This is a genomic window from Ruegeria atlantica (genome assembly GCF_013032005.1).
Lineage (GTDB): Bacteria > Pseudomonadota > Alphaproteobacteria > Rhodobacterales > Rhodobacteraceae > Ruegeria > Ruegeria atlantica_A.
The window spans coordinates 871,195-889,230 of record NZ_WQBE01000001.1; the positions used below are offsets into that span (position 1 = coordinate 871,195).

Here is an 18,036-nt window from a genome sequence, read left to right on the forward strand (position 1 = left end):
CGTCACGTCCCCGGCATGTCTAAATATGAGACAAATAACAACAAAACCTTGTTATACTGTGGAAATTGTCAGGCGAAAATTAGGCGATCCCCAACAGACACGGCACCCGCCGGACGTCGAATCACGCAAAAGGGATTGGAGTCGTTACGAAAATCTGATCCCGCGACGCCGTGGCCCGCTTGTCAAAATCATCGCCTCTCTGTAACCCGAACAACACAGATTGCGCAAAACCAAACGAGGGGCCCATGACCGCACGTTTCCAAGGCACCGCCGAATATGTTGCCACCGATGACCTGACCATTGCGGTGAATGCTGCCGTGACGCTGGAACGCCCCCTGCTGGTCAAGGGGGAACCCGGCACGGGCAAAACAGAACTGGCCAAACAGGTGGCAGGCGCACTGGGGCTGCGCATGATCGAGTGGAACGTGAAATCCACCACCCGCGCGCAACAAGGTCTGTACGAATACGATGCGGTCAGCCGGCTTCGTGACAGTCAGCTGGGTGAGGAACGCGTGCACGACGTGTCCAACTACATCCGTAAGGGCAAGCTGTGGCAGGCGTTTGAGGCCGACGAGAAGATTGTTCTGCTGATTGACGAGATCGACAAGGCGGATATCGAGTTTCCCAACGATCTGCTGCAGGAACTCGATAAGATGGAGTTCCATGTTTACGAGACTGGTGAAACCATCCGGGCCAAACACCGCCCCATCGTCATCATCACCTCGAACAATGAAAAGGAGCTGCCCGACGCTTTTCTGCGCCGCTGTTTCTTCCACTATATCCGCTTCCCTGACGAGGCGACCATGCGCCGGATCGTCGAGGTCCACCACCCCGGTATCAAAGATGCGTTGCTGACCACTGCCCTGACGCAATTCTATGAAATCCGCGAAACGCAGGGGCTGAAGAAAAAGCCCTCAACCTCCGAAGTGCTGGATTGGCTGAAACTGCTGTTGGCCGAAGACCTGACGTCCGAAGACCTGAAACGCGATGGTGCGAACGCTTTGCCCAAACTGCACGGTGCGTTGCTGAAGAACGAACAGGACGTGCATCTGTTCGAGCGACTGGCCTTTATGGCGCGCAGCAAACGCTAAACCTGTTGAACATCTGGTTATCGCTGCTTGCTTTGGACAGGTCTGGCTGTCAGCATTGCAGGTGGCGGTCCGGTTTATCCGGGCTACCTATAACCGGATCAGATGGGACCCTGTGATTGACTGACACTTTGACCATCCGCGCCTTGCGGCCTGAAGACCGCGCTGAATGGTCCGACATGTGGCGCGACTATCTGGCGTTTTATGAAACAACGGTCGCAGATGAGATCTATGACAGCACCTTTGCACGATTGCTGGGCGATGATCCGCACGATTTCTCATGTTTTGTTGCGGAACAAAACGGGCGGCTTGTTGGTCTCACGCATTACCTTTTCCACCGCCACGCGTGGAAGGTTGAATCCGTGTGCTACTTGCAAGACCTGTTCGCCCGCCCCCAGGCGCGTGGTTCCGGAGTCGGCCGCGCTCTAATTCAGGCGGTGTATGATGAAGCCGACCGACAGGGCGCGCCTTCAGTCTATTGGCTGACGCAGGATTTCAACCACACCGCCCGCAAACTTTATGACCGCATCGGCAAACAGACGCCCTTTATCCGGTATCAGCGCCCATGATGCGATGGCTGGCCCTTGTTGCAGGTGTGGCGCTGGCAGGCTGCGCAGCGGTTGAGACGACCGAAGTACCAACTCGCGTGCAGGCGATTGAAGAGACGTTGCCCCCGGCCAAGACATTCACCCGCGCGTTCCCGATGCCACCGGGCCGGTCGAACGCCAATATCGCGGCGGATTTCGTATCGTTACATTTCGCGTTGGAAGGGGGCGCGAAACTGCCGGTATTCACGCGGTTTGAAACGCCGATCACCGTGCGTCTGACCGGCTCACCTACGCCCTCGATGCAGCGCGACCTGACCCAATTGCTGACCCGCCTGCGCCGCGAGGCCGGGATCGACATTCAACAGATTTCGGACGGCACGGCCAACATCACAATCGAGGCCGTCAGTCAGGCAGAGATCCACGAAATTCTGCCACAGGCGGCCTGTTTCGTGGTGCCGAACTCTTCGAGCTTTGAAGAGTACCGCCGCAACCGGCGCAAACAGATAAGCAGCTGGAGCCGGCTGCGCAGCCGCGAACGTCTGGGCATCTTTATTCCATACGACGTCAGCCCGCAGGAAAAACGCGATTGCCTGCATGAAGAGATTGCGCAGTCACTGGGACCGCTGAACGATCTGTATCATCTGCCGGATTCAGTGTTCAACGATGACAATATCCATACTGTCCTTACTGGGTTCGACATGCTGATCCTGCGCACGGCCTACGCGCCCGAACTGCGCAGCGGAATGACAAGCGAACAGGTTAAGGCCGCCCTACCCGGTATTCTGAGACGCCTGAACCCGCGTGGCGAGAACATACCAATGCAGCCGCTATCTGAAACGCCGCGTGAATGGATCAATGCGGTTCAAAAATCCCTGCGCCCGCAACTGAATACGCAACGGCGCCTGCGGGCCGCGCAAAAGGCCGCGCGGATCGGTCAGGAACAGGGCTGGACCGATCATCGCCGCGCCTATCCCTATTACCTGATGGGGCGGATGGGTCAGTTCGACAAACCGCAGGACGCGCTGCGCAATTATCAGACCGCTTTGCAATACTTGCGCGCAACCCCCGGCACCGAAATCCATCAGGCCTATATCACTACACAGACTGCCGCTTTCGCACTAGCACTAGGCAAAGGCCCCGAAGCCCTGCCCGAATTGGATAAGGCCATCGACGTGATGATGCGGGCCGAAAATGCCTCGCAACTGGCGACATTGTTGCTTCTGAAATCCGAAGCCCTTAATCAGGCGGGCCGGACGGCTGAGGCTCGCTCTGTCAGGCTGGACAGTCTGGGATGGGCACGTTACGGGTTCGGCTCGGAAACGGTGGTCCGGTCGCTTAATCAGGAAGTTGCGGAAGGATCCCCCAACAACAGAGGCGGATAACGCATGGTCGTAATTCTGGGAATGGCGATATTGGGGGCAATCCTTGGGGCGATGACAGCGCGCAAGCGCAACGGCACCGGCGCCGACATGGCGCAATATGCAGCCGGGTATGGCATTGCCTTTGCATTGGTCGGTCTTGTGCTGTCCCTTATTCTCATACGTTTTGTGGTCTGACCCATGTTCCTGCCCTTTTTCGAAAATCTCAGAAAAGCGGGCATTCCCGTATCCTTGCGCGAATACCTGACCTTTCTTGAGGGCATGAAAAAGGGTCTGGCCACATATGATGTCGAGGCGTTTTATTACCTCGCCCGCGTGTCGATGGTGAAAGATGAACGCAACATCGACAAATTCGACCGCGCCTTTGCCGCCAGTTTTGAAGGGCTGGACGAGATCAGCTTTGAACAGGTTCTTGAAGCAGTCGACATTCCCGCCGATTGGCTGGCAAAGATGGCCGAAAAACACCTCTCGGAAGAAGAAAAAGCCGAAATCGAAGCCATGGGCGGGTTCGACAAACTGATGGAGACGCTGCGCGAGCGCCTCAAGGATCAGAAAGGCCGTCATCAGGGTGGCAACAAATGGATTGGCACCGCTGGCACCTCTCCGTTCGGAGCCTATGGATATAATCCCGAAGGCGTACGCATCGGTCAGGACGAGAGCCGCCATCAGCGTGCGGTCAAGGTCTGGGACAAGCGTGAATTCAAAAACCTGGACGACACGGTTGAACTGGGCACGCGCAATATCAAGGTCGCCTTGAAACGCCTGCGTCGCTGGGCGCGTGAAGGAGCGGCGGAAGAGTTGGATCTGGACGGCACCATCCGAGCCACAGCCGAACATGGTTATCTGGATGTGAAAACCCGCCCCGAACGCCACAACGCTGTCAAAGTGCTGCTGTTTTTGGACGTCGGCGGCTCAATGGACCCGCATATCAAAGTGGTCGAAGAACTGTTCTCGGCCGCCCGGACCGAGTTCAAGCATCTGGAGTACTACTACTTTCACAATTGCCTGTACGAAGGCGTCTGGCGCGACAACCGCCGCCGTTGGGATCAGAAGACCCCCACGCATGAGGTGCTGCGCACCTATGGCTCGGACTACAAGTGCATCTTTGTCGGCGATGCCTCGATGAGCCCCTACGAGATCGCCTATCCAGGCGGCGCCAACGAGCACTGGAACCAAGAGGCCGGGCAGGTCTGGCTGCAACGCGCCCGCGAGCAATGGCCGTCAAACCTGTGGATCAACCCGGTGCCCGAGAAATACTGGGAATACACCCACTCGATCGGCATGATTCAGGAAATTTTTGAGGATCGCATGGTGCCGATGACCCTGGCCGGACTGGAGCAGGGAATGAAGGAATTGACGCGTTAAGTCAGGATCAACTGCTCGTGCGCGATTGACGCAGGTCGCGCAGGATTGCGTTTTCGGTGGGTTACTCCGGCAGAGGAAAACTTGGCCGCGTTGGCGGGACGGATTGGTCTTTGTTGGGCAAAATCCCGTAGAACAGGGCCGCCCAACCCATCACAGTTCCCAACACCAAAGCGGGAAACGCGACCAGAATGGACAGCGATTTACCCAACTGTGTTTCAAACCCCAATGGTCCAATGACAGCGATGGCCGCCACGCCAAAAACAAGCATAAGTGGACCTGAACCCACAAAGACGATTAGTGCTTTTACATTGCCATCCGGATCAGCCAACCAATTCGGCGTTAGTTTTGAATTGGTCATTGCTACACTGAAACCGAGTGTAATCAGCGTGGCCAAAGCCATCGGTCCAATACTCATTCCCTGAGACCAACCGAAAGTCAGTGTCCAAGCAGCCATGAAACACAATAGAAGCCCGTATAATCCCATTGATCTTAGGCAAGCTCTGTACGCGCGAAAACAAAACTTCTTCATAATCAATTGAATCCTAGTGAATTTCTTACACCATTTTCTCGCTATCCGGGAATTTCGACAAAAATTGGACGTCCGCTCTGTTTACTGCACAAATGTTTAAGGCTGGTTGCCTATTCCCCCACTCAGAGCCATATCTAGTGCATGCTTCGATTGACCCCGATCCTATTGGCGATTGCTTATGCCTTTGTGATGTACCGGATTTCCGTCTGGCGAACGCACCGAGAGCTGGATGCGAAATCGACCGAACTGGCTGATCCGGTGCTGAAACGCATGACTGACAGGCTGGCCGCCGCGCTCGAGATCGACCGGGTCCCGGTTTACATCTACGAGATCGACCCGGTGAACGGTCTGGCGGCTGCTGACGGGCGGATATTCATTACGCGCGGCTTTTATCGCAAGTTCCGTAACGGAGAGGTTTCGGCCGAGGAAATGGCCAGCGTTATTGCACATGAGCTGGGACATGTTGCGCTGGGGCATGCGCGGCGGCGGATGATCGATTTTTCCGGCCAGAACGCATTGCGGGCGGCTTTGATGATGCTGTTGAACCGGTTCATTCCCTTCATCGGCGCGTGGATTGCCAATATGCTGACCCACCTGCTGGCCTCGCGCCTGTCGCGCAGCGATGAATATGAGGCGGATGAATATGCCGCCGCTCTGCTGACCAAGGCCGGGATCGGGATTGGGCCGCAAAAGTCGCTGTTTCACAAGTTGGAAGACCTGACACAACAGCGCGCGGGTGTTACTCCGGCCTGGCTCATGAGTCATCCCAAAACGGATGAGCGGATTGCAGCGCTGGAAGCACTTGAGCAGCGTTGGGGCGCAGGCGGTTAGGTTCGAAAGAGTGGGGCCAGCCACACCGGGATATTATTAACCAGATGAAGTTGGATACGGCCTAATGGCTGAGCGCCTTGCCCAACCTTGGCAGACGGGCCTTTTTCATCAGCGCGCGCAAGGTCCATTGATCACCGGACAGCCGGTTGGCTTCGGCTAAAACACGGTCGGCGAGTTCCGCCATGCCGTCGGGGTCGTCCAGCAAGAACCCATATAGCAGGCCGTCAGGATCGCGGCGTTCAAGCCCTTCTTCCAACAGGATATTTCTTGGGAAATCCTTGGCGTTCACGGTGACGATAACATCGGCCGAGGCCTCAACGGCGGTGGCGAGAACGTGAATATCAGCGCTATCGGGCAGCCAGAGGCGTTGTTCAAGCCCCGGATTGGCCGCGCGTTCGGCCTTAGGCCACTGCGCCTGCGTCAGGGCGATTTCGGCACGGGCCTGCGCCTCGCCTTCCGGGCCCAGTTTGCGGGCGGCGCGGGCCCATTCCTCGAGGATACGAGGAGACCAGATCGGCGTAAAGTGACTCAATCTGGCGGCGCCCAACAGCATCTCTCGCATCACCGTGGGGTAGATGACACAGGTATCCAGAACCGCCTTCACAGCCGGTAAAACACGGCTTTGAGATACCCGCTTTCAGCCAATTGCGGCAGTTGCGGGTGGTCGGGGCCGGCAAACCCCGTGTGGATCAGTTGTGCCTGCCGCCCTGCCCGACCAATCCCGCGCGAGGACGCGTCGCGGAACCGACCCAGATCGGCCGCGTGTGAACAAGAACAAAGCCCCAGATAGCCGCCCGGTTTTACCAAGGGTGCGGCCAGCCGTGCGATACGCTCATAAGCGCGCAGGCCCGCGTCCAGGGCTTGTTTCGACGGCGCAAAAGCGGGTGGATCACAGATGACCACGTCAAATTGCGCGCCTTCTTCGCCCAATTTGGTCAGCACCTCGAACGCATCGCCCTGACGGGTTTCAAATCGATCCGCGCATCCCGAAGCCTCGGCACCCTTCGTCGCCAAGTCCAGCGCCGCAGCCGAACCATCGACAGACAGGGCCTGCGCCGCGCCGCCAGCCAGCATCGCCAGACCAAAACCGCCCACATGGCTGAACACGTCCAGCACTTGCGCACCCAGCTGCACCAGCCGTGCAGCGAATGCATGGTTGGGGCGTTGGTCGTAAAACAGGCCGGTTTTCTGGCCTCCGGTAAGATCAGCCATATAGGTCGCGCCATTCATTGGCACCGGCAGCGGAGCGTCAGGCGCAGTTCCACGCAAGGTCTGGTTTTCATCATCCAGCCCTTCCAGTCCCCGAGTGCGGCCCGAGGCATTTTTCAGCACAGTTGTCACACCCGTCACAGCAACCAACGCGTCGGTCAGCGTTTCCAGATGCGCCTCGGCCCAGGCGGCGTTAGGTTGGATCACGCAGGCATCACCAAAGCGGTCGATGATCACGCCGGGAAAGCCATCCGCTTCGGCGTGGATAAGGCGGTAATAGGGGGCGTCAAACAGGTGTTCGCGCATGCCCAAAGCGCGGCGCAGGCGGGATTCGAACCATTCAGCATTCAGATCGGCATCAAGGTCGCGATCCAGTACGCGGCACATGATTTTCGACTCGGGGTTCACGGCGACCAACGCAATGGGCGCGCGTTTGTCATCCTCCAGCACGGCCAAAGCGCCAACCGGTATCTTGCGTGTACGCCGGTCGGTGACAATGTCGTTGGCATAGACCCACGGGAAGCCATGGCGCAGGCCGCGCGCGTTGGCTTTGGGTTTCAGGCGGATACGGGGGCGGTCGGTGGCTTGGGTCATGACGCCCTCATAGTGGTGAACGCGCCGGGGGAAAAGCCCTAGCGAGACCGGGACCGCCAGCCGCCGCGCCTCTTGGGTGTCTGAGCCGATTGTAGCCCTTCGGCCAACACTTGTGTCATCGGATGATCGGCCGCTTGCGTGGCATAGATGGCGTGTAACGCAGTAAGGGCCTGTGTCTGATCGCGATCCGCAGGCAGGCTCAGCGCCCAGTCCAGAAAAATGCTGCGGCATTCGGGCAGCGTGATGCCGTCGATGCGGTACGCCTCACGGATCAGGCCCTTGTGATCGTTTGGATCGTCATTGCGCGGCATCTTGCCCCTCCTCAAGCACGCGACCGATAATACCGGCGGCGGCGGTGTAACTGTCCTGCAGCGCGCCCTGCAGGTGTTCGACCTGTTCGAAACCGGTGGCCCGACACAGGAAAGCCGCGCCGCCCTCGCCGATCTTGTCCGCCTCGATCACCTTACCCGACAGCAGCCGGGCGGCGCATTGCACGGACCAGCATAAATCGTAGCAATCCTTGAGCGTTTGCACTTGCGCGACGTCCAGCAAACCGGCAGCGACAGTGCCGTCCAACCCGGACTGCACGTCGCGCTGTGTCACACCAGACAGTAATGCCCCCGTTTCGGCCATCAGTTCGATATCCATCATCCGCCCGGCGCCGTTCTTGGCATCCCATATCCCCGCCGGGGATTTGGCGGCGGCCAAACGGGCGCGCATTTCGGACACTTCGCGCAGGACCTTCTGGCGGTCTTCCGGTTGCGCCAGAAAATCAGCGCGAAAGCTCTCGATATCCTGCGTCAAACCCGCGTCGCCTGCGACCACGCGGGCACGGGTCAGGGCCAAATGCTCCCACACCCAGGCTTCGTTGCGCTGGTAATTGGTGAAGCTGGCCCAGCTGGTCGCCACCGGCCCCTGATTGCCAGACGGGCGCAGGCGCATGTCGACCTCATAAAGCCGCCCCTGCGACATCGGAGCAGAGAGCGCCGTGATCAACGCCTGTGTGAACCGGGCGTAATAGGTACGCGTGGCCAGAGGGCGCGGACCGTCCGACATGTCCTGATCCAGCGGGTCATAGATCACGATCATGTCCAGATCGGATTGCGAGTTGATCCGCCCTGCCCCCAGCGATCCCATACCCAGTACAGTCGCCCCGCGCCCCGGCGCAGGTCCGTGCTTTTTGGCGAATTGTTCAGTCACGCAAGGTAGGATCGCGGCTATAACAGCGCTGGCCAGTTCGGCATATTGCTGTCCGGCCTGCACACCGTCAATCAGACCGCGCAGGTGATGTACACCGATACGGAAATGCCATTCCTTGCACCAGCGACGTGCGAAATCCAGCTGCGTTTCATAGTCCGTTTCCTGCTGCAGCGCCTGCTCAAGATCAGACTGAAGTGCCGTTTGCCCTGGCCAGTCGCTGAAGAAACTGCCCCCAATCACCGCGTCAAACACGGCGGCGTTATGGGACAGATGCGCCGCCAATGCGTGCGAGGTGCCCACAATATCGACCAGCAGGTCAATCAGGTGGGGATTAGCCTCGAACAGGGAAAACAGCTGCACACCTGCTGGCAACCCTGCAAGAAAACCGTCCAGCGCCCGCAGTGCCTCGTCCGGTTTTGCAGTTTTCGACAGGCGCGAGAGCAGCTCGGGCTTGAGACGTTCAAATATCCGCGCGCCGCGTTGCGAGCGTAGCGCTGGATAGGTGGTCCAGCGGGCCAGGACATTTTGGTCAAAATCGGCCTCACCGGCAGGTGCGGGCGTCGAAGATCCTGGGGCAAAGAACCCCTCGGTCAGCTCATGCACTTCGGTCAGACGACGGGTCAGATCTGCGGTCAACTCGGCGCTGTTCATCCCCATCAGGCAGGCAACGCGTTCGATCCCATCCGGTGATTGGGGCACCTTATGGGTCTGAGCATCGTGAACCATCTGAATGCGATGTTCGACCTCGCGGTGGGAGCGGTAGTGGTCGGTCAGCTTTTCGGCCACGTCCTGCGGTATCCAGTCTTTTCCGGCCAATGCAGCCAGACCGGGCACCGTGCCGCGCACGCGCAGGTCAGGGTCGCGACCTCCCGCGATCAATTGGCGGGTCTGGGTGAAGAATTCGATCTCACGAATGCCACCCTGCCCCAGCTTCATATCATGGCCGGGAATGGTCAGCGTGCCGCCGGTACCTTTATTCTCGCGAATGCGCAGGCGCATGTCATGCGCGTCCTGAATGGCGGCGAAATCCAGATGCCTGCGCCAGACAAAGGGGCGCAATGCATCAAGAAAGCGTTGCCCGGCGGCAATGTCACCGGCACATGGGCGCGCCTTGATATAAGCTGCCCTTTCCCAGGTGCGGCCAAGGCTTTCATAATACCGCTCGGCCGCCTCGGTCGCCAAACAGACCGGGGTCACCGCCGGATCGGGACGTAATCGCAGGTCAGTGCGGAACACATACCCATCAGCGGTCTTGTCGCTGAGCGTGGCGCAAAAATTGCGCGTGGCCCGCACCATCCCCTGACGCGCATCGAAGAAATCATCGGGGTCAAAGCGGGTCTCATCAAACAGAACGATCAGGTCGATATCCGAGCTATAGTTCAGCTCGTGCGCGCCCATCTTGCCCATGGCCAAAATGATCATCCCGGCGGCGGTTTCCACATCGTCTTTGGTCATCCCCGGCAGCTTGCCGCGCCGGATCAGTGCCGCGATCTCGGCCTTGGCGGCAACATCCGCAGCCAGCGCGCCGAAATCCGTCAGCGCAGCGGTCACTTTCTCTAACGGCCACGCGCCCGCCAGATCGGCCAGCGCGGTCAGCAAAGCCATGCGCCGCTTGGCTTGCCGCAAACCGGATTTCAACTGATCCGGTGGTAAGGCACGCGCTGCATCCATCACATCCGCAAAAGCCTGATCGGGCTCTTGCAAGGCCGACGGCAACCAATCGCGTTCGTGTTCGATCAATCCCTTTAGGTATGGACTCGAACCCGCCGTCCCTGCAATCAGCTCCCCTTGTTCAGGCGTGATACCAGATACCGCATTCAGCGCTTCATCACCCAGCGATGCATCAAACGCCCGCGGAACACGGTGGATGGTCAGCGGACCGGTCATTGCGCCTCCAACGGAGTGTCCTGACTGAAACTGTTGACCCAGACGTCATGGCGGCGCTCCCACAGGGAAGAGATCAGCATCGCCTCCCAAGCATCACTGTCCGGGCGTTGGTAATCGGCACGATAGGACAACAGGACAATATCAGCGTTCAGAACCCGCAGTTTTGTCTCGCTCAACTCGTACCGCGACATCGTTGGCGCATCAGCGAATTGCCCGACATGATCATCGCGGTTGGCGAACCCGGTGGGATAGACCCCCAGAAAATCCGCGCTCAGCAACGCCCGGTCGGCCGAGGCGTTGCCTTCAACTAGTGCAGTCCAGACTTGCTTTTCCAGTTCCAGAATTTCGGCAAGTGACGGGGCGGTTTTTCGTTCTTCGACAGACATTTTTGCAAACTGCTTTGTTCTCTGGGTGACGTCAACCAAACTTGGCCCCGACGCATAATGTAAATCTTTTTCACATCGACCCCTTGCAACCAGCCATCTGCTTCCCATCTTATCAATGTGAAAACGATTTACATCAACCCCGGAGACCCCAAATGACCGCACTGTCCGACCCCGCCGTCCCAGAAAATCCGGGATGGCTGCACCGCATCGAAACTTGGCTTGATGACAAAGGCAAAGGCGCCTGGATCGCCGTCATGGTCCTTGGTTTCATCTTCTTCTGGCCCGTTGGCCTGGCCCTGTTGGCCTACATGATCTGGAGCAAACGCATGTTCAGCAAATCCTGCAGCCGCCGCAAATCCTGGCACAGTCACATGAGCGCCATGAAACCCTCGGGCAACAGCGCGTTTGATGCCTATAAGGCGGACACTCTGGCGCGGCTTGAACGCGAACAACAGGACTTCGAAGCCTTCCTGCGCCGCCTGCGTGACGCCAAGGACAAGGCTGAATTCGATCAGTTCATGGACGAACGCGCCCGCGAAAACCACGACGAGCCCGAAAACGGCGAGCGCGCCTGATCAAAGCTTGCCCTGTCCCGCCATCCGGGACAGGGTAATTTCCGAACAATATCCGGATATTACAACATGACCCACCTGCCCGACCCTGATACCCAGCCTGAGTTCTACCAGTCGGTAGCAACCAAACGCTTTGTCGCGTGGCTGTTTGATATCGCCTTCATTTCGCTGCTGTGCATCGTGCCGGTTTTCCTGACATTCGGCGCGGGGCTGCTGTTTCTGCCCTTGATCTATGGCGTCATCAGCTTTGTGTACCGCGTTGTTACCATCGCCAACGGATCGTCGACACTGGGCATGCGTTTCATGGGCATTGAATTGCGGGACGCATTCGGGTCCCGTCTGGATATGGGCAAAGCCGTGGCCCATACCGCCGGGTATTTCATCAGCATGGCGTTTTTCGTGGTTCAGATCATCTCGGTCATCATGATGCTGACCAGCGCACGTTGTCAGGGCCTGACGGATTCGTTCCTAGGCACGGTCATGATCAACCAGCGGGCTTAAATATCTGCCAATTGAATCACTTGGCGGCTCAGGGAACCGTTGTTATCATCCTGTGTCAGGAAACACGGAACCTTCATGCGACACACGCTGCCCATCGCGCCGCAATTTTATGTGACGGCCCCGCAACCCTGCCCTTACCTTGAGGGCAGGATGGAGCGTAAGTTGTTCACCGCACTACAGGGCGAAGGTGCCGATCAGCTGAACAATTCCCTGTCGCAACAGGGGTTTCGCCGATCCCAGAATGTGCTTTACCGCCCATCCTGCACTGATTGCGCAGCCTGTCTTTCAGCCCGCATCGATGTGTCGGCTTTTCGCCCCAGCAAAAGCCAAAAGCGCACGGCCAAACGCAATGCCTACCTACAGCGCCGTGCAAACTCGCCTTGGGCAACTGATGAGCAATACGAACTGTTCCGCCGCTATCTGGACACACGCCACGCCGATGGCGGTATGGCCGATATGGATGTGTTCGAATTCGCCGCAATGATCGAAGAAACTCCGATCCGCAGCCGCGTGGTGGAATATGCCGACCCCGAAAACGGAGAGCTGATCGCCGTCAGCCTGACTGACGTTTTGGATGACGGGCTTAGCATGGTTTATTCCTTCTATGACCCTGAACAGCCGCAAAGCTCACTGGGAACGTACATGATCCTCGATCACATCGACATCGCGCGAGAGGCTGGCCTGCCCTACGTCTATCTGGGCTATTGGGTACCAGGCAGCCCCAAGATGGGGTACAAGGCGCGGTTTTCAGGGCTCGAAGCCTATATCCAAGGCAATTGGAAGCGTATCAACAATCCGTCTGAACTGGCGGACGGCAAGCACCACCCGCTATCCACCGCGCCGATTGCCGAGCAGGTCGCCAGTATTCAACTGCCCGACCGCCACCCGACCAAGGGCTAAACTTCCATGCGCCAAACACTATACGCCGTCACCCTTGTGGTGCCGGATTACGATGCAGCTATTGCGTTCTACACCCAAAAACTCAGCTTCACTCTGACGCAAGACGTTGACCTGGGCGGTGGCAAACGCTGGGTGCTGGTGTCTCCTCCAGGATCAGATAGCGGGTCACTGTTGCTGGCGCAGGCAGACGGTCCAAACCAGATCGCCTCCGTGGGCAATCAGACCGGAGGCCGCGTTGGCTTCTTTCTGCAAACGGATGATTTCGAACGCGATCACGCCGCAATGTTGTCCAAAGGCGTCCATTTCGAAGAAGACCCCAGACAAGAACCCTACGGTTGGGTCGCCGTCTGGCGCGATCCGTTCGGAAATCGTTGGGACCTGATTCAGTTCACCTGATCTGCCTTCATCTGGCCAAAAAATTTCTCGGGGTTGAATTGGCCGCAGGCCAAGAAGGGGCTGGCCCATTCAACAATCCAAAAAAGCAAAGGGGGCCAATTGGCCCCCTTTTCCGTTGGATCACAGTAACCAATCAATTCGGGATCAGATCCGGCACGATGGTCACAATCGACGGGAAAGACCACAGGATACCAATCCCCACCACCTGAATGATCACAAATGGTATGATCCCACGATAGATATGGCCCGTCGTCACCTCTTTCGGTGCAACCCCCCTCAGGTAGAACAACGCAAACCCGAACGGTGGCGTCAGGAACGAGGTCTGCAGGTTCACCGCCACCATGATTGTCACCCATTTCGGGTCAAACGACCCGCCATAGATCACCGGGCCCACGATGGGGATCACGATGTAGATGATCTCGAGGAAATCCAGCACAAAGCCCAAAATGAACAGCACCAACATCACGATCAGGAAGACCGTGAACTCGTTGTCAAAGCTGCGCAGGAACTGCTGAATGTAATGCTCGCCGCCAAACGAGATCACCACCAGGTTCAATAGCTGCGATCCGATCAGGATGGTAAAGACCATCGACGTTACCTTGGCCGTCTCGCGCACCACAGGGGTTAGAACCCCGCTTGAGAACAGAACCCAACAGGCAAAGATCAGACCGAACAGCGCATAGAGGTAAGCCGCGTAGGCAAAGATAAAGGCGATCCAGCTTTCGACCGAGACATCGCCTTGATTGATGCGCAGATCGAAGTTTATGCCCATCAGCATGCAGATGATGACGGCGAAGGTCGACCAGATGATCACTTTCCCCGAGCGCCCCTGATCCTGCAGCTTGCGATATGCCGCCAGCATGATCGCCCCGCCCGCACCCAGCGCAGCCGCCGGTGTCGGGTTGGTAATGCCGCCAAGGATTGAACCCAGCACCGCGATGATCAGGACAAGCGGTGGAAAGACCACACGGATCAGATCATTGGTGGCACAGCGTTCAGCCGCGAACTTGCAGCCATAGATCGCCAGCGCAAACGGTATCGCCATGATCACGAAGGCCAACCCTGACGAGGTCGTCGGCGCAATCAGCAGCACATCCACCAGCACCATCAACAACAGGCCGATGGATCCAATGATCAGTGGTTGTGTAGATTGCGACGGTGCTATGCCGCGACCAAACAGCAAGGTCAGACCCAGCAGCACAACGATAACCGCGACACCAGTACCAATGGGTGCAGTAGCGGCAATCTTGGCCTCCTGCGCAGCGGCCAGCTCTTCTTCGGTCAGGCGCTGAGCCTGAGAAACACCGCCAGCCTCATCCAACGCTTGCTGCTCGGCCACGGCCTGATCCCAGGCGGATTGACCGTGCAGTTCGATCATCGAGACCTTGCATTCCTCAGATACGTTGGTGCGCAGCGAAGCACCCTCGCCGATATCCGAAAAGGCCGAGACAGTGATGTTCTGGCTGCCGATCACACCCGTGCTGCCCAGCAGAACGGCACCCACGATCAGCGCGACGGGCGCGCCCAGCAGCCATGTCAGGCCTTCACCGCGGGTGATCGGTTCACCGCCACCGCCGCCCAGTTCCACGGCCGGGGCTTTTTCGGGGTTCATCAACGCATAGCCGAAGGCATAAAGCGCATACAGCAAGGCCAGCATGATCCCCGGCAGCAAGGCCGCCTGGAACAATGTGCCGACCGAGACCACCGCAGGCTCACCCAGATAGGTCAGCGCGTCGGTACACCCGGCCTCAACCGCGCGGGTTTCCTGCGCAGTTGAATACAAATCACCAGCCAGCGTGCCTAGCAGAACAATCACGATAGAGGGCGGGATGATTTGCCCTAACGTCCCCGAGGCCGCGATCACACCGGTTGCCAGTTCAGGCGAGTAGTTGTTTCGCAACATGGTCGGCAGCGCCAGCAAACCCATGGTCACAACGGTCGCGCCCACAATCCCGGTCGAGGCCGCCAGAAACGCGCCCACAACCACGATCGACACGGCCAGACCACCCGGCAACGGGCCAAAAACACGCGCCATTGTGGTCAGCAGATCGTTGGCGATCTTTGAACGCTCCAACGTGATGCCCATCAGGACGAACATCAGCACGGCCAACAGGGTTTCGATGGATTGCCCGGCCAGAACACGTTCGTTGATACGGTTCACAATGAACGAGACGTTGCGGTCCAGCGCAGTTTCCCAGCCAGAGGGGAAGACCGGCTCGCCAATGGTTGGCAATTCCGGGTATCGGAAAACAGATATGGTGTCAGGTTTGACGCCCGAATTCACCAGATCCCGATAGGCCTGCGTGCCCGAGTCGATGGCCTGATGCACCAGCAACCCGGCACTGTCCAATGCCGCGATGATCCCGAATGAGATGATACCAGCCCCACCGATGGCAAAAGCCACCGGGAACCCGGAAAGGATGCCTCCGAAAAGGCAGAAAAATACGATTATGAGGCCTATCTCGACGCCATCAAGTCCGAATAGCATAGTCTTGGTCTCCGTCCTTAATGTACGCCTTCGAAGGCTTCTTCACCCTCGCCAAGGCTGTCTTTGTCGAGGTATTTTCCGGCACTGTCCGGTCCTTCCACGTATTCAAGATACGACCGGTACAGGAACGCGATTGCTTGCAGGAAGACCAGCCCGGCAAAGGCCACCAGCATGATCTTGAACAGGAAATACGCAGTGAAACCGTTGGGGCTGAAGCCGATGGTTTCGACATTCCAGCGCATCGCCTTCGATTTCAGCAGCAGCCGCTCCAGCGTGTCACTGGCCGAGGGTTTCGGCACGATCAGGTGCCGCCACATGAAGTACCAGCCATACATCCAGACCAGCACCGCCAGCGGCATCATGAAGAACACCGAGCCCAGCATGTCGATCACCTTTTTGGTGCCGAACCGTGCCGGGGCATAGAACAGATCAACCCGCACATGCCCGCCCTGCACAAAGGTGTACCCTACACAAAGAGACACCACCAAAGCGTTGTAAAACTTCAACATTTCAGCGTACCAACTGATGTCGTATTGCAGCGGAATGCCAAAGGCGATCACGATGTCGGGGCGGGTGAAAATCCGCTGCATGATCACGATGATGATTTGCTGTAGCACCATCAGCAGACCAGCCCAGGCAAAGAAACGGCCCAGCGTGTTGGTGAACCCCTCAAGTCCGCGCACACACCCCCACATGAAGTTGTTGCGGACCATGCCGATGATCGTGATAACCAGAAAAACTGCAAAAACGGCAAAGAAGAACTCAACCGATCCGCCATAGTAGACGAAGCGCATGACAGCTTCTTTATCGGACCAATCCAGCCAGAGGCTTGGATGGGTCAGTGCGTAGCCAATGTTGTAGAAGGCTTGGGCCAGATTTTGCAGAACCCAGACAATCCCGCCGCCAACTGCGGCAAGAGCGTCGGTCAAACCAACCGAGCTGCTGTCGTCCATGATGTCCCTCACTCAGCTGAATATCTGTGACTTTCACCTTAGCAGGGGTCGCAGGATTCAGAGAATATGTATTGAAAAGAGGCCCCACTTTCGTGAGGCCTCTGAGATTTCCGGCGCCTACTTAGCCACCCAGAACGCGAACGCGCTGCTGGACGTAGTATCCATCCGACTTGTTGATCCACGAGGCCGACGTCGCCAGCGACTCTTCGAACGAACCGCGGATATTGGCAAACAACTCGTCATTCATGTTCTCGTCCATGACCTCGGCGGATGCCTGGCCGAACGCGTCCCAAACGTCGTCTGAGAATTGCAGCGTTTTCACGCCCTGCGATTGCAGACGCGCCAGTGCGGCACCGTTGTTGGCCAGCGTTTCGGCCAACTGATAGTGGGTTGTGGCCATCGACGCATAGCGCAGGATTGCCTGCTGTGCCGGTGTCAGGTCATTCCAGACATCCAGGTTGACCGATGCGGCCAGACCCGAGCCCGGCTCATGGAAACCCGCAGTGTAGTAGACCTTGGCAACTTCCTGGAAGCCGGCGCGTTCGTCCGCCATCGGGCCAACCCACTCCAGACCGTCCAGCGCACCCGAAGACAGCGCCTGATACAGTTCGCCGCCGGGGATGTTCTGAACCGAGGCGCCCAGTTTGCCCAGCACCTTGCCACCCAAACCGGGCATACGGAACTTCAGACCGTTGAAGTCTGCGGCCGAGTTAATCTCGTTGCGGAACCAGCCACCGGACTGCGAGCCCGAGTTACCGGCCAGCAGGCCCTTGAGGTTAAAGATCTGACCCAGCTCGTCGTGCAGCTCTTCGCCGCCGCCATGGTAGTACCAGTTGGTCAGTTCCTGCGCGGTACCACCAAACGGCACAGCGGTGAAATAGGCGTAACCGGGGTGCTGACCGATAAAGTAGTAGTCGGCCGAGTGGTACATGTCAGCCTGGCCCGACGACACGGCGTCGAACACTTCCAGCGCGCCCACCAGTTCACCCGGGGCCTTCTTGTCGATGGTCAGCTGACCGTCGGACATCTCGCCGACCATCTGCTCCATATAGCTGGCTGCGTCATCCAGAACGGCAAAGCCACGCGGCCATGATGTCACCATCGTCAGGGTCCGCTTGCCCTGCGCATATGCCGGTGCTGCCAGCGCGGTAGCTGCAGCAGCGCTGCTGCCTAGTGCCGTGGTTTTCAAAAATGAACGACGATCCATATA

Annotated in this window: 19 protein-coding genes; 10 read left to right on the top strand and 9 right to left on the bottom strand. The window is 58.1% G+C overall.

Going from position 1 to position 18,036, the window contains the following annotated elements:
• Nucleotides 1–245 precede the first annotated feature (245 nt).
• The 5 genes from GOX21_RS04315 to GOX21_RS04335 all read left to right on the top strand — a co-directional run bounded on the left by GOX21_RS04315 (nt 246) and on the right by GOX21_RS04335 (nt 4,380).
• Entirely contained in the window at nt 246–1,091 is an 846-nt protein-coding gene (locus tag GOX21_RS04315; protein ID WP_170348991.1) for an AAA family ATPase, read from the top strand.
• A 116-nt stretch (nt 1,092–1,207) separates the two neighbouring features.
• On the top strand, nt 1,208–1,657 hold the full coding sequence (locus tag GOX21_RS04320; protein WP_367647911.1) for a GNAT family N-acetyltransferase: 450 nt from the start codon (nt 1,208–1,210) through the stop codon (nt 1,655–1,657).
• Nucleotides 1,654–3,018 (top strand): DUF2927 domain-containing protein, encoded by a 1,365-nt coding sequence (locus GOX21_RS04325; protein ID WP_170375720.1) that lies wholly within the window; start codon nt 1,654–1,656, stop codon nt 3,016–3,018. Before GOX21_RS04320 ends, GOX21_RS04325 begins: the two co-directional genes overlap by 4 nt.
• 3 nt (nt 3,019–3,021) lie before the next feature.
• A complete protein-coding gene (locus GOX21_RS04330) occupies nt 3,022–3,192 on the top strand; it encodes a hypothetical protein (RefSeq protein WP_170348993.1) in 171 nt (56 codons plus the stop codon).
• Nucleotides 3,193–3,195: 3 nt separating this feature from the next.
• Nucleotides 3,196–4,380 (top strand): vWA domain-containing protein, encoded by a 1,185-nt coding sequence (locus GOX21_RS04335; protein ID WP_170375722.1) that lies wholly within the window; start codon nt 3,196–3,198, stop codon nt 4,378–4,380.
• Between the two features lie 61 nt (nt 4,381–4,441).
• Here the strand turns inward: GOX21_RS04335 and GOX21_RS04340 are convergent, their stop codons facing one another.
• Complete coding sequence (locus tag GOX21_RS04340) at nt 4,442–4,795, bottom strand: hypothetical protein (protein WP_170375724.1); 354 nt, start codon at nt 4,793–4,795, stop codon at nt 4,442–4,444.
• A gap of 255 nt (nt 4,796–5,050) precedes the next feature.
• Here GOX21_RS04340 and GOX21_RS04345 point away from each other — a divergent pair, with 255 nt between their 5' ends.
• Nucleotides 5,051–5,740, top strand: coding sequence for a M48 family metallopeptidase (locus tag GOX21_RS04345; protein ID WP_170358891.1), 690 nt, complete (start codon nt 5,051–5,053; stop codon nt 5,738–5,740).
• A 61-nt stretch (nt 5,741–5,801) separates the two neighbouring features.
• Here the strand turns inward: GOX21_RS04345 and GOX21_RS04350 are convergent, their stop codons facing one another.
• Genes GOX21_RS04350 through GOX21_RS04370 form a run of 5 tightly spaced genes read right to left on the bottom strand, consistent with a single transcriptional unit; the run spans nt 5,802 to nt 11,016 of the window.
• Nucleotides 5,802–6,344 carry an RSP_2648 family PIN domain-containing protein gene (locus GOX21_RS04350; RefSeq protein WP_170348997.1) on the bottom strand — a complete coding sequence of 181 codons (543 nt, stop codon included), beginning with the start codon at nt 6,342–6,344 and terminating at the stop codon, nt 5,802–5,804.
• Nucleotides 6,341–7,543 carry an RSP_2647 family RNA methyltransferase gene (locus GOX21_RS04355; protein ID WP_170375726.1) on the bottom strand — a complete coding sequence of 401 codons (1,203 nt, stop codon included), beginning with the start codon at nt 7,541–7,543 and terminating at the stop codon, nt 6,341–6,343. The genes GOX21_RS04350 and GOX21_RS04355 overlap by 4 nt, the downstream gene beginning before the upstream one ends.
• A 38-nt stretch (nt 7,544–7,581) precedes the next feature.
• Nucleotides 7,582–7,854 (bottom strand): hypothetical protein, encoded by a 273-nt coding sequence (locus GOX21_RS04360; RefSeq protein ID WP_170375728.1) that lies wholly within the window; start codon nt 7,852–7,854, stop codon nt 7,582–7,584.
• Nucleotides 7,841–10,630, bottom strand: a complete 2,790-nt coding sequence (locus tag GOX21_RS04365) for a glutamine-synthetase adenylyltransferase (protein WP_170375730.1) — start codon at nt 10,628–10,630, stop codon at nt 7,841–7,843. Before GOX21_RS04365 ends, GOX21_RS04360 begins: the two co-directional genes overlap by 14 nt.
• A complete protein-coding gene (locus GOX21_RS04370; protein ID WP_170358901.1) occupies nt 10,627–11,016 on the bottom strand; it encodes a nuclear transport factor 2 family protein in 390 nt (129 codons plus the stop codon). Before GOX21_RS04370 ends, GOX21_RS04365 begins: the two co-directional genes overlap by 4 nt.
• A 152-nt stretch (nt 11,017–11,168) precedes the next feature.
• On the opposite strand from GOX21_RS04370, the gene GOX21_RS04375 reads away from it, so the two are divergent.
• The 4 genes from GOX21_RS04375 (at nt 11,169) to GOX21_RS04390 (ending at nt 13,385) form a co-directional block, all read left to right on the top strand.
• Entirely contained in the window at nt 11,169–11,591 is a 423-nt protein-coding gene (locus GOX21_RS04375) for a DUF2852 domain-containing protein (protein WP_170349002.1), read from the top strand.
• 66 nt (nt 11,592–11,657) lie between these two features.
• Nucleotides 11,658–12,089, top strand: coding sequence for an RDD family protein (locus GOX21_RS04380; protein WP_170375732.1), 432 nt, complete (start codon nt 11,658–11,660; stop codon nt 12,087–12,089).
• Between the two features lie 75 nt (nt 12,090–12,164).
• A complete protein-coding gene (locus tag GOX21_RS04385) occupies nt 12,165–12,989 on the top strand; it encodes an arginyltransferase (protein ID WP_170349004.1) in 825 nt (274 codons plus the stop codon).
• A 6-nt stretch (nt 12,990–12,995) separates the two neighbouring features.
• Nucleotides 12,996–13,385, top strand: a complete 390-nt coding sequence (locus GOX21_RS04390) for a VOC family protein (RefSeq protein WP_170375734.1) — start codon at nt 12,996–12,998, stop codon at nt 13,383–13,385.
• 133 nt (nt 13,386–13,518) lie between these two features.
• On the opposite strand, the gene GOX21_RS04395 is transcribed toward GOX21_RS04390, so the two are convergent.
• The 3 genes from GOX21_RS04395 to GOX21_RS04405 all read right to left on the bottom strand — a co-directional run bounded on the left by GOX21_RS04395 (nt 13,519) and on the right by GOX21_RS04405 (nt 18,033).
• On the bottom strand, nt 13,519–15,873 hold the full coding sequence (locus GOX21_RS04395; RefSeq protein ID WP_170349006.1) for a TRAP transporter large permease subunit: 2,355 nt from the start codon (nt 15,871–15,873) through the stop codon (nt 13,519–13,521).
• Nucleotides 15,874–15,890: 17 nt separating this feature from the next.
• Entirely contained in the window at nt 15,891–16,826 is a 936-nt protein-coding gene (locus tag GOX21_RS04400) for a TRAP transporter small permease subunit (protein WP_170358909.1), read from the bottom strand.
• 121 nt (nt 16,827–16,947) lie between these two features.
• On the bottom strand, nt 16,948–18,033 hold the full coding sequence (locus tag GOX21_RS04405; RefSeq protein WP_170349008.1) for a TRAP transporter substrate-binding protein: 1,086 nt from the start codon (nt 18,031–18,033) through the stop codon (nt 16,948–16,950).
• Nucleotides 18,034–18,036 lie beyond the last annotated feature (3 nt).

Coding starts and splice junctions, on each gene's coding strand:
- GOX21_RS04315 (WP_170348991.1), top strand. CDS start 246: ATGACCGCACGTTTCCAAGGCACCGCCGAATATGTTGCCACCGATGAC.
- GOX21_RS04325 (WP_170375720.1), top strand. CDS start 1,654: ATGATGCGATGGCTGGCCCTTGTTGCAGGTGTGGCGCTGGCAGGCTGC.
- GOX21_RS04330 (WP_170348993.1), top strand. CDS start 3,022: ATGGTCGTAATTCTGGGAATGGCGATATTGGGGGCAATCCTTGGGGCG.
- GOX21_RS04335 (WP_170375722.1), top strand. CDS start 3,196: ATGTTCCTGCCCTTTTTCGAAAATCTCAGAAAAGCGGGCATTCCCGTA.
- GOX21_RS04340 (WP_170375724.1), bottom strand. CDS start 4,795: ATGAGTATTGGACCGATGGCTTTGGCCACGCTGATTACACTCGGTTTC.
- GOX21_RS04345 (WP_170358891.1), top strand. CDS start 5,051: ATGCTTCGATTGACCCCGATCCTATTGGCGATTGCTTATGCCTTTGTG.
- GOX21_RS04355 (WP_170375726.1), bottom strand. CDS start 7,543: ATGACCCAAGCCACCGACCGCCCCCGTATCCGCCTGAAACCCAAAGCC.
- GOX21_RS04360 (WP_170375728.1), bottom strand. CDS start 7,854: ATGCCGCGCAATGACGATCCAAACGATCACAAGGGCCTGATCCGTGAG.
- GOX21_RS04365 (WP_170375730.1), bottom strand. CDS start 10,630: ATGACCGGTCCGCTGACCATCCACCGTGTTCCGCGGGCGTTTGATGCA.
- GOX21_RS04370 (WP_170358901.1), bottom strand. CDS start 11,016: ATGTCTGTCGAAGAACGAAAAACCGCCCCGTCACTTGCCGAAATTCTG.
- GOX21_RS04375 (WP_170349002.1), top strand. CDS start 11,169: ATGACCGCACTGTCCGACCCCGCCGTCCCAGAAAATCCGGGATGGCTG.
- GOX21_RS04380 (WP_170375732.1), top strand. CDS start 11,658: ATGACCCACCTGCCCGACCCTGATACCCAGCCTGAGTTCTACCAGTCG.
- GOX21_RS04385 (WP_170349004.1), top strand. CDS start 12,165: ATGCGACACACGCTGCCCATCGCGCCGCAATTTTATGTGACGGCCCCG.
- GOX21_RS04390 (WP_170375734.1), top strand. CDS start 12,996: ATGCGCCAAACACTATACGCCGTCACCCTTGTGGTGCCGGATTACGAT.
- GOX21_RS04395 (WP_170349006.1), bottom strand. CDS start 15,873: ATGCTATTCGGACTTGATGGCGTCGAGATAGGCCTCATAATCGTATTT.
- GOX21_RS04400 (WP_170358909.1), bottom strand. CDS start 16,826: ATGGACGACAGCAGCTCGGTTGGTTTGACCGACGCTCTTGCCGCAGTT.
- GOX21_RS04405 (WP_170349008.1), bottom strand. CDS start 18,033: ATGGATCGTCGTTCATTTTTGAAAACCACGGCACTAGGCAGCAGCGCT.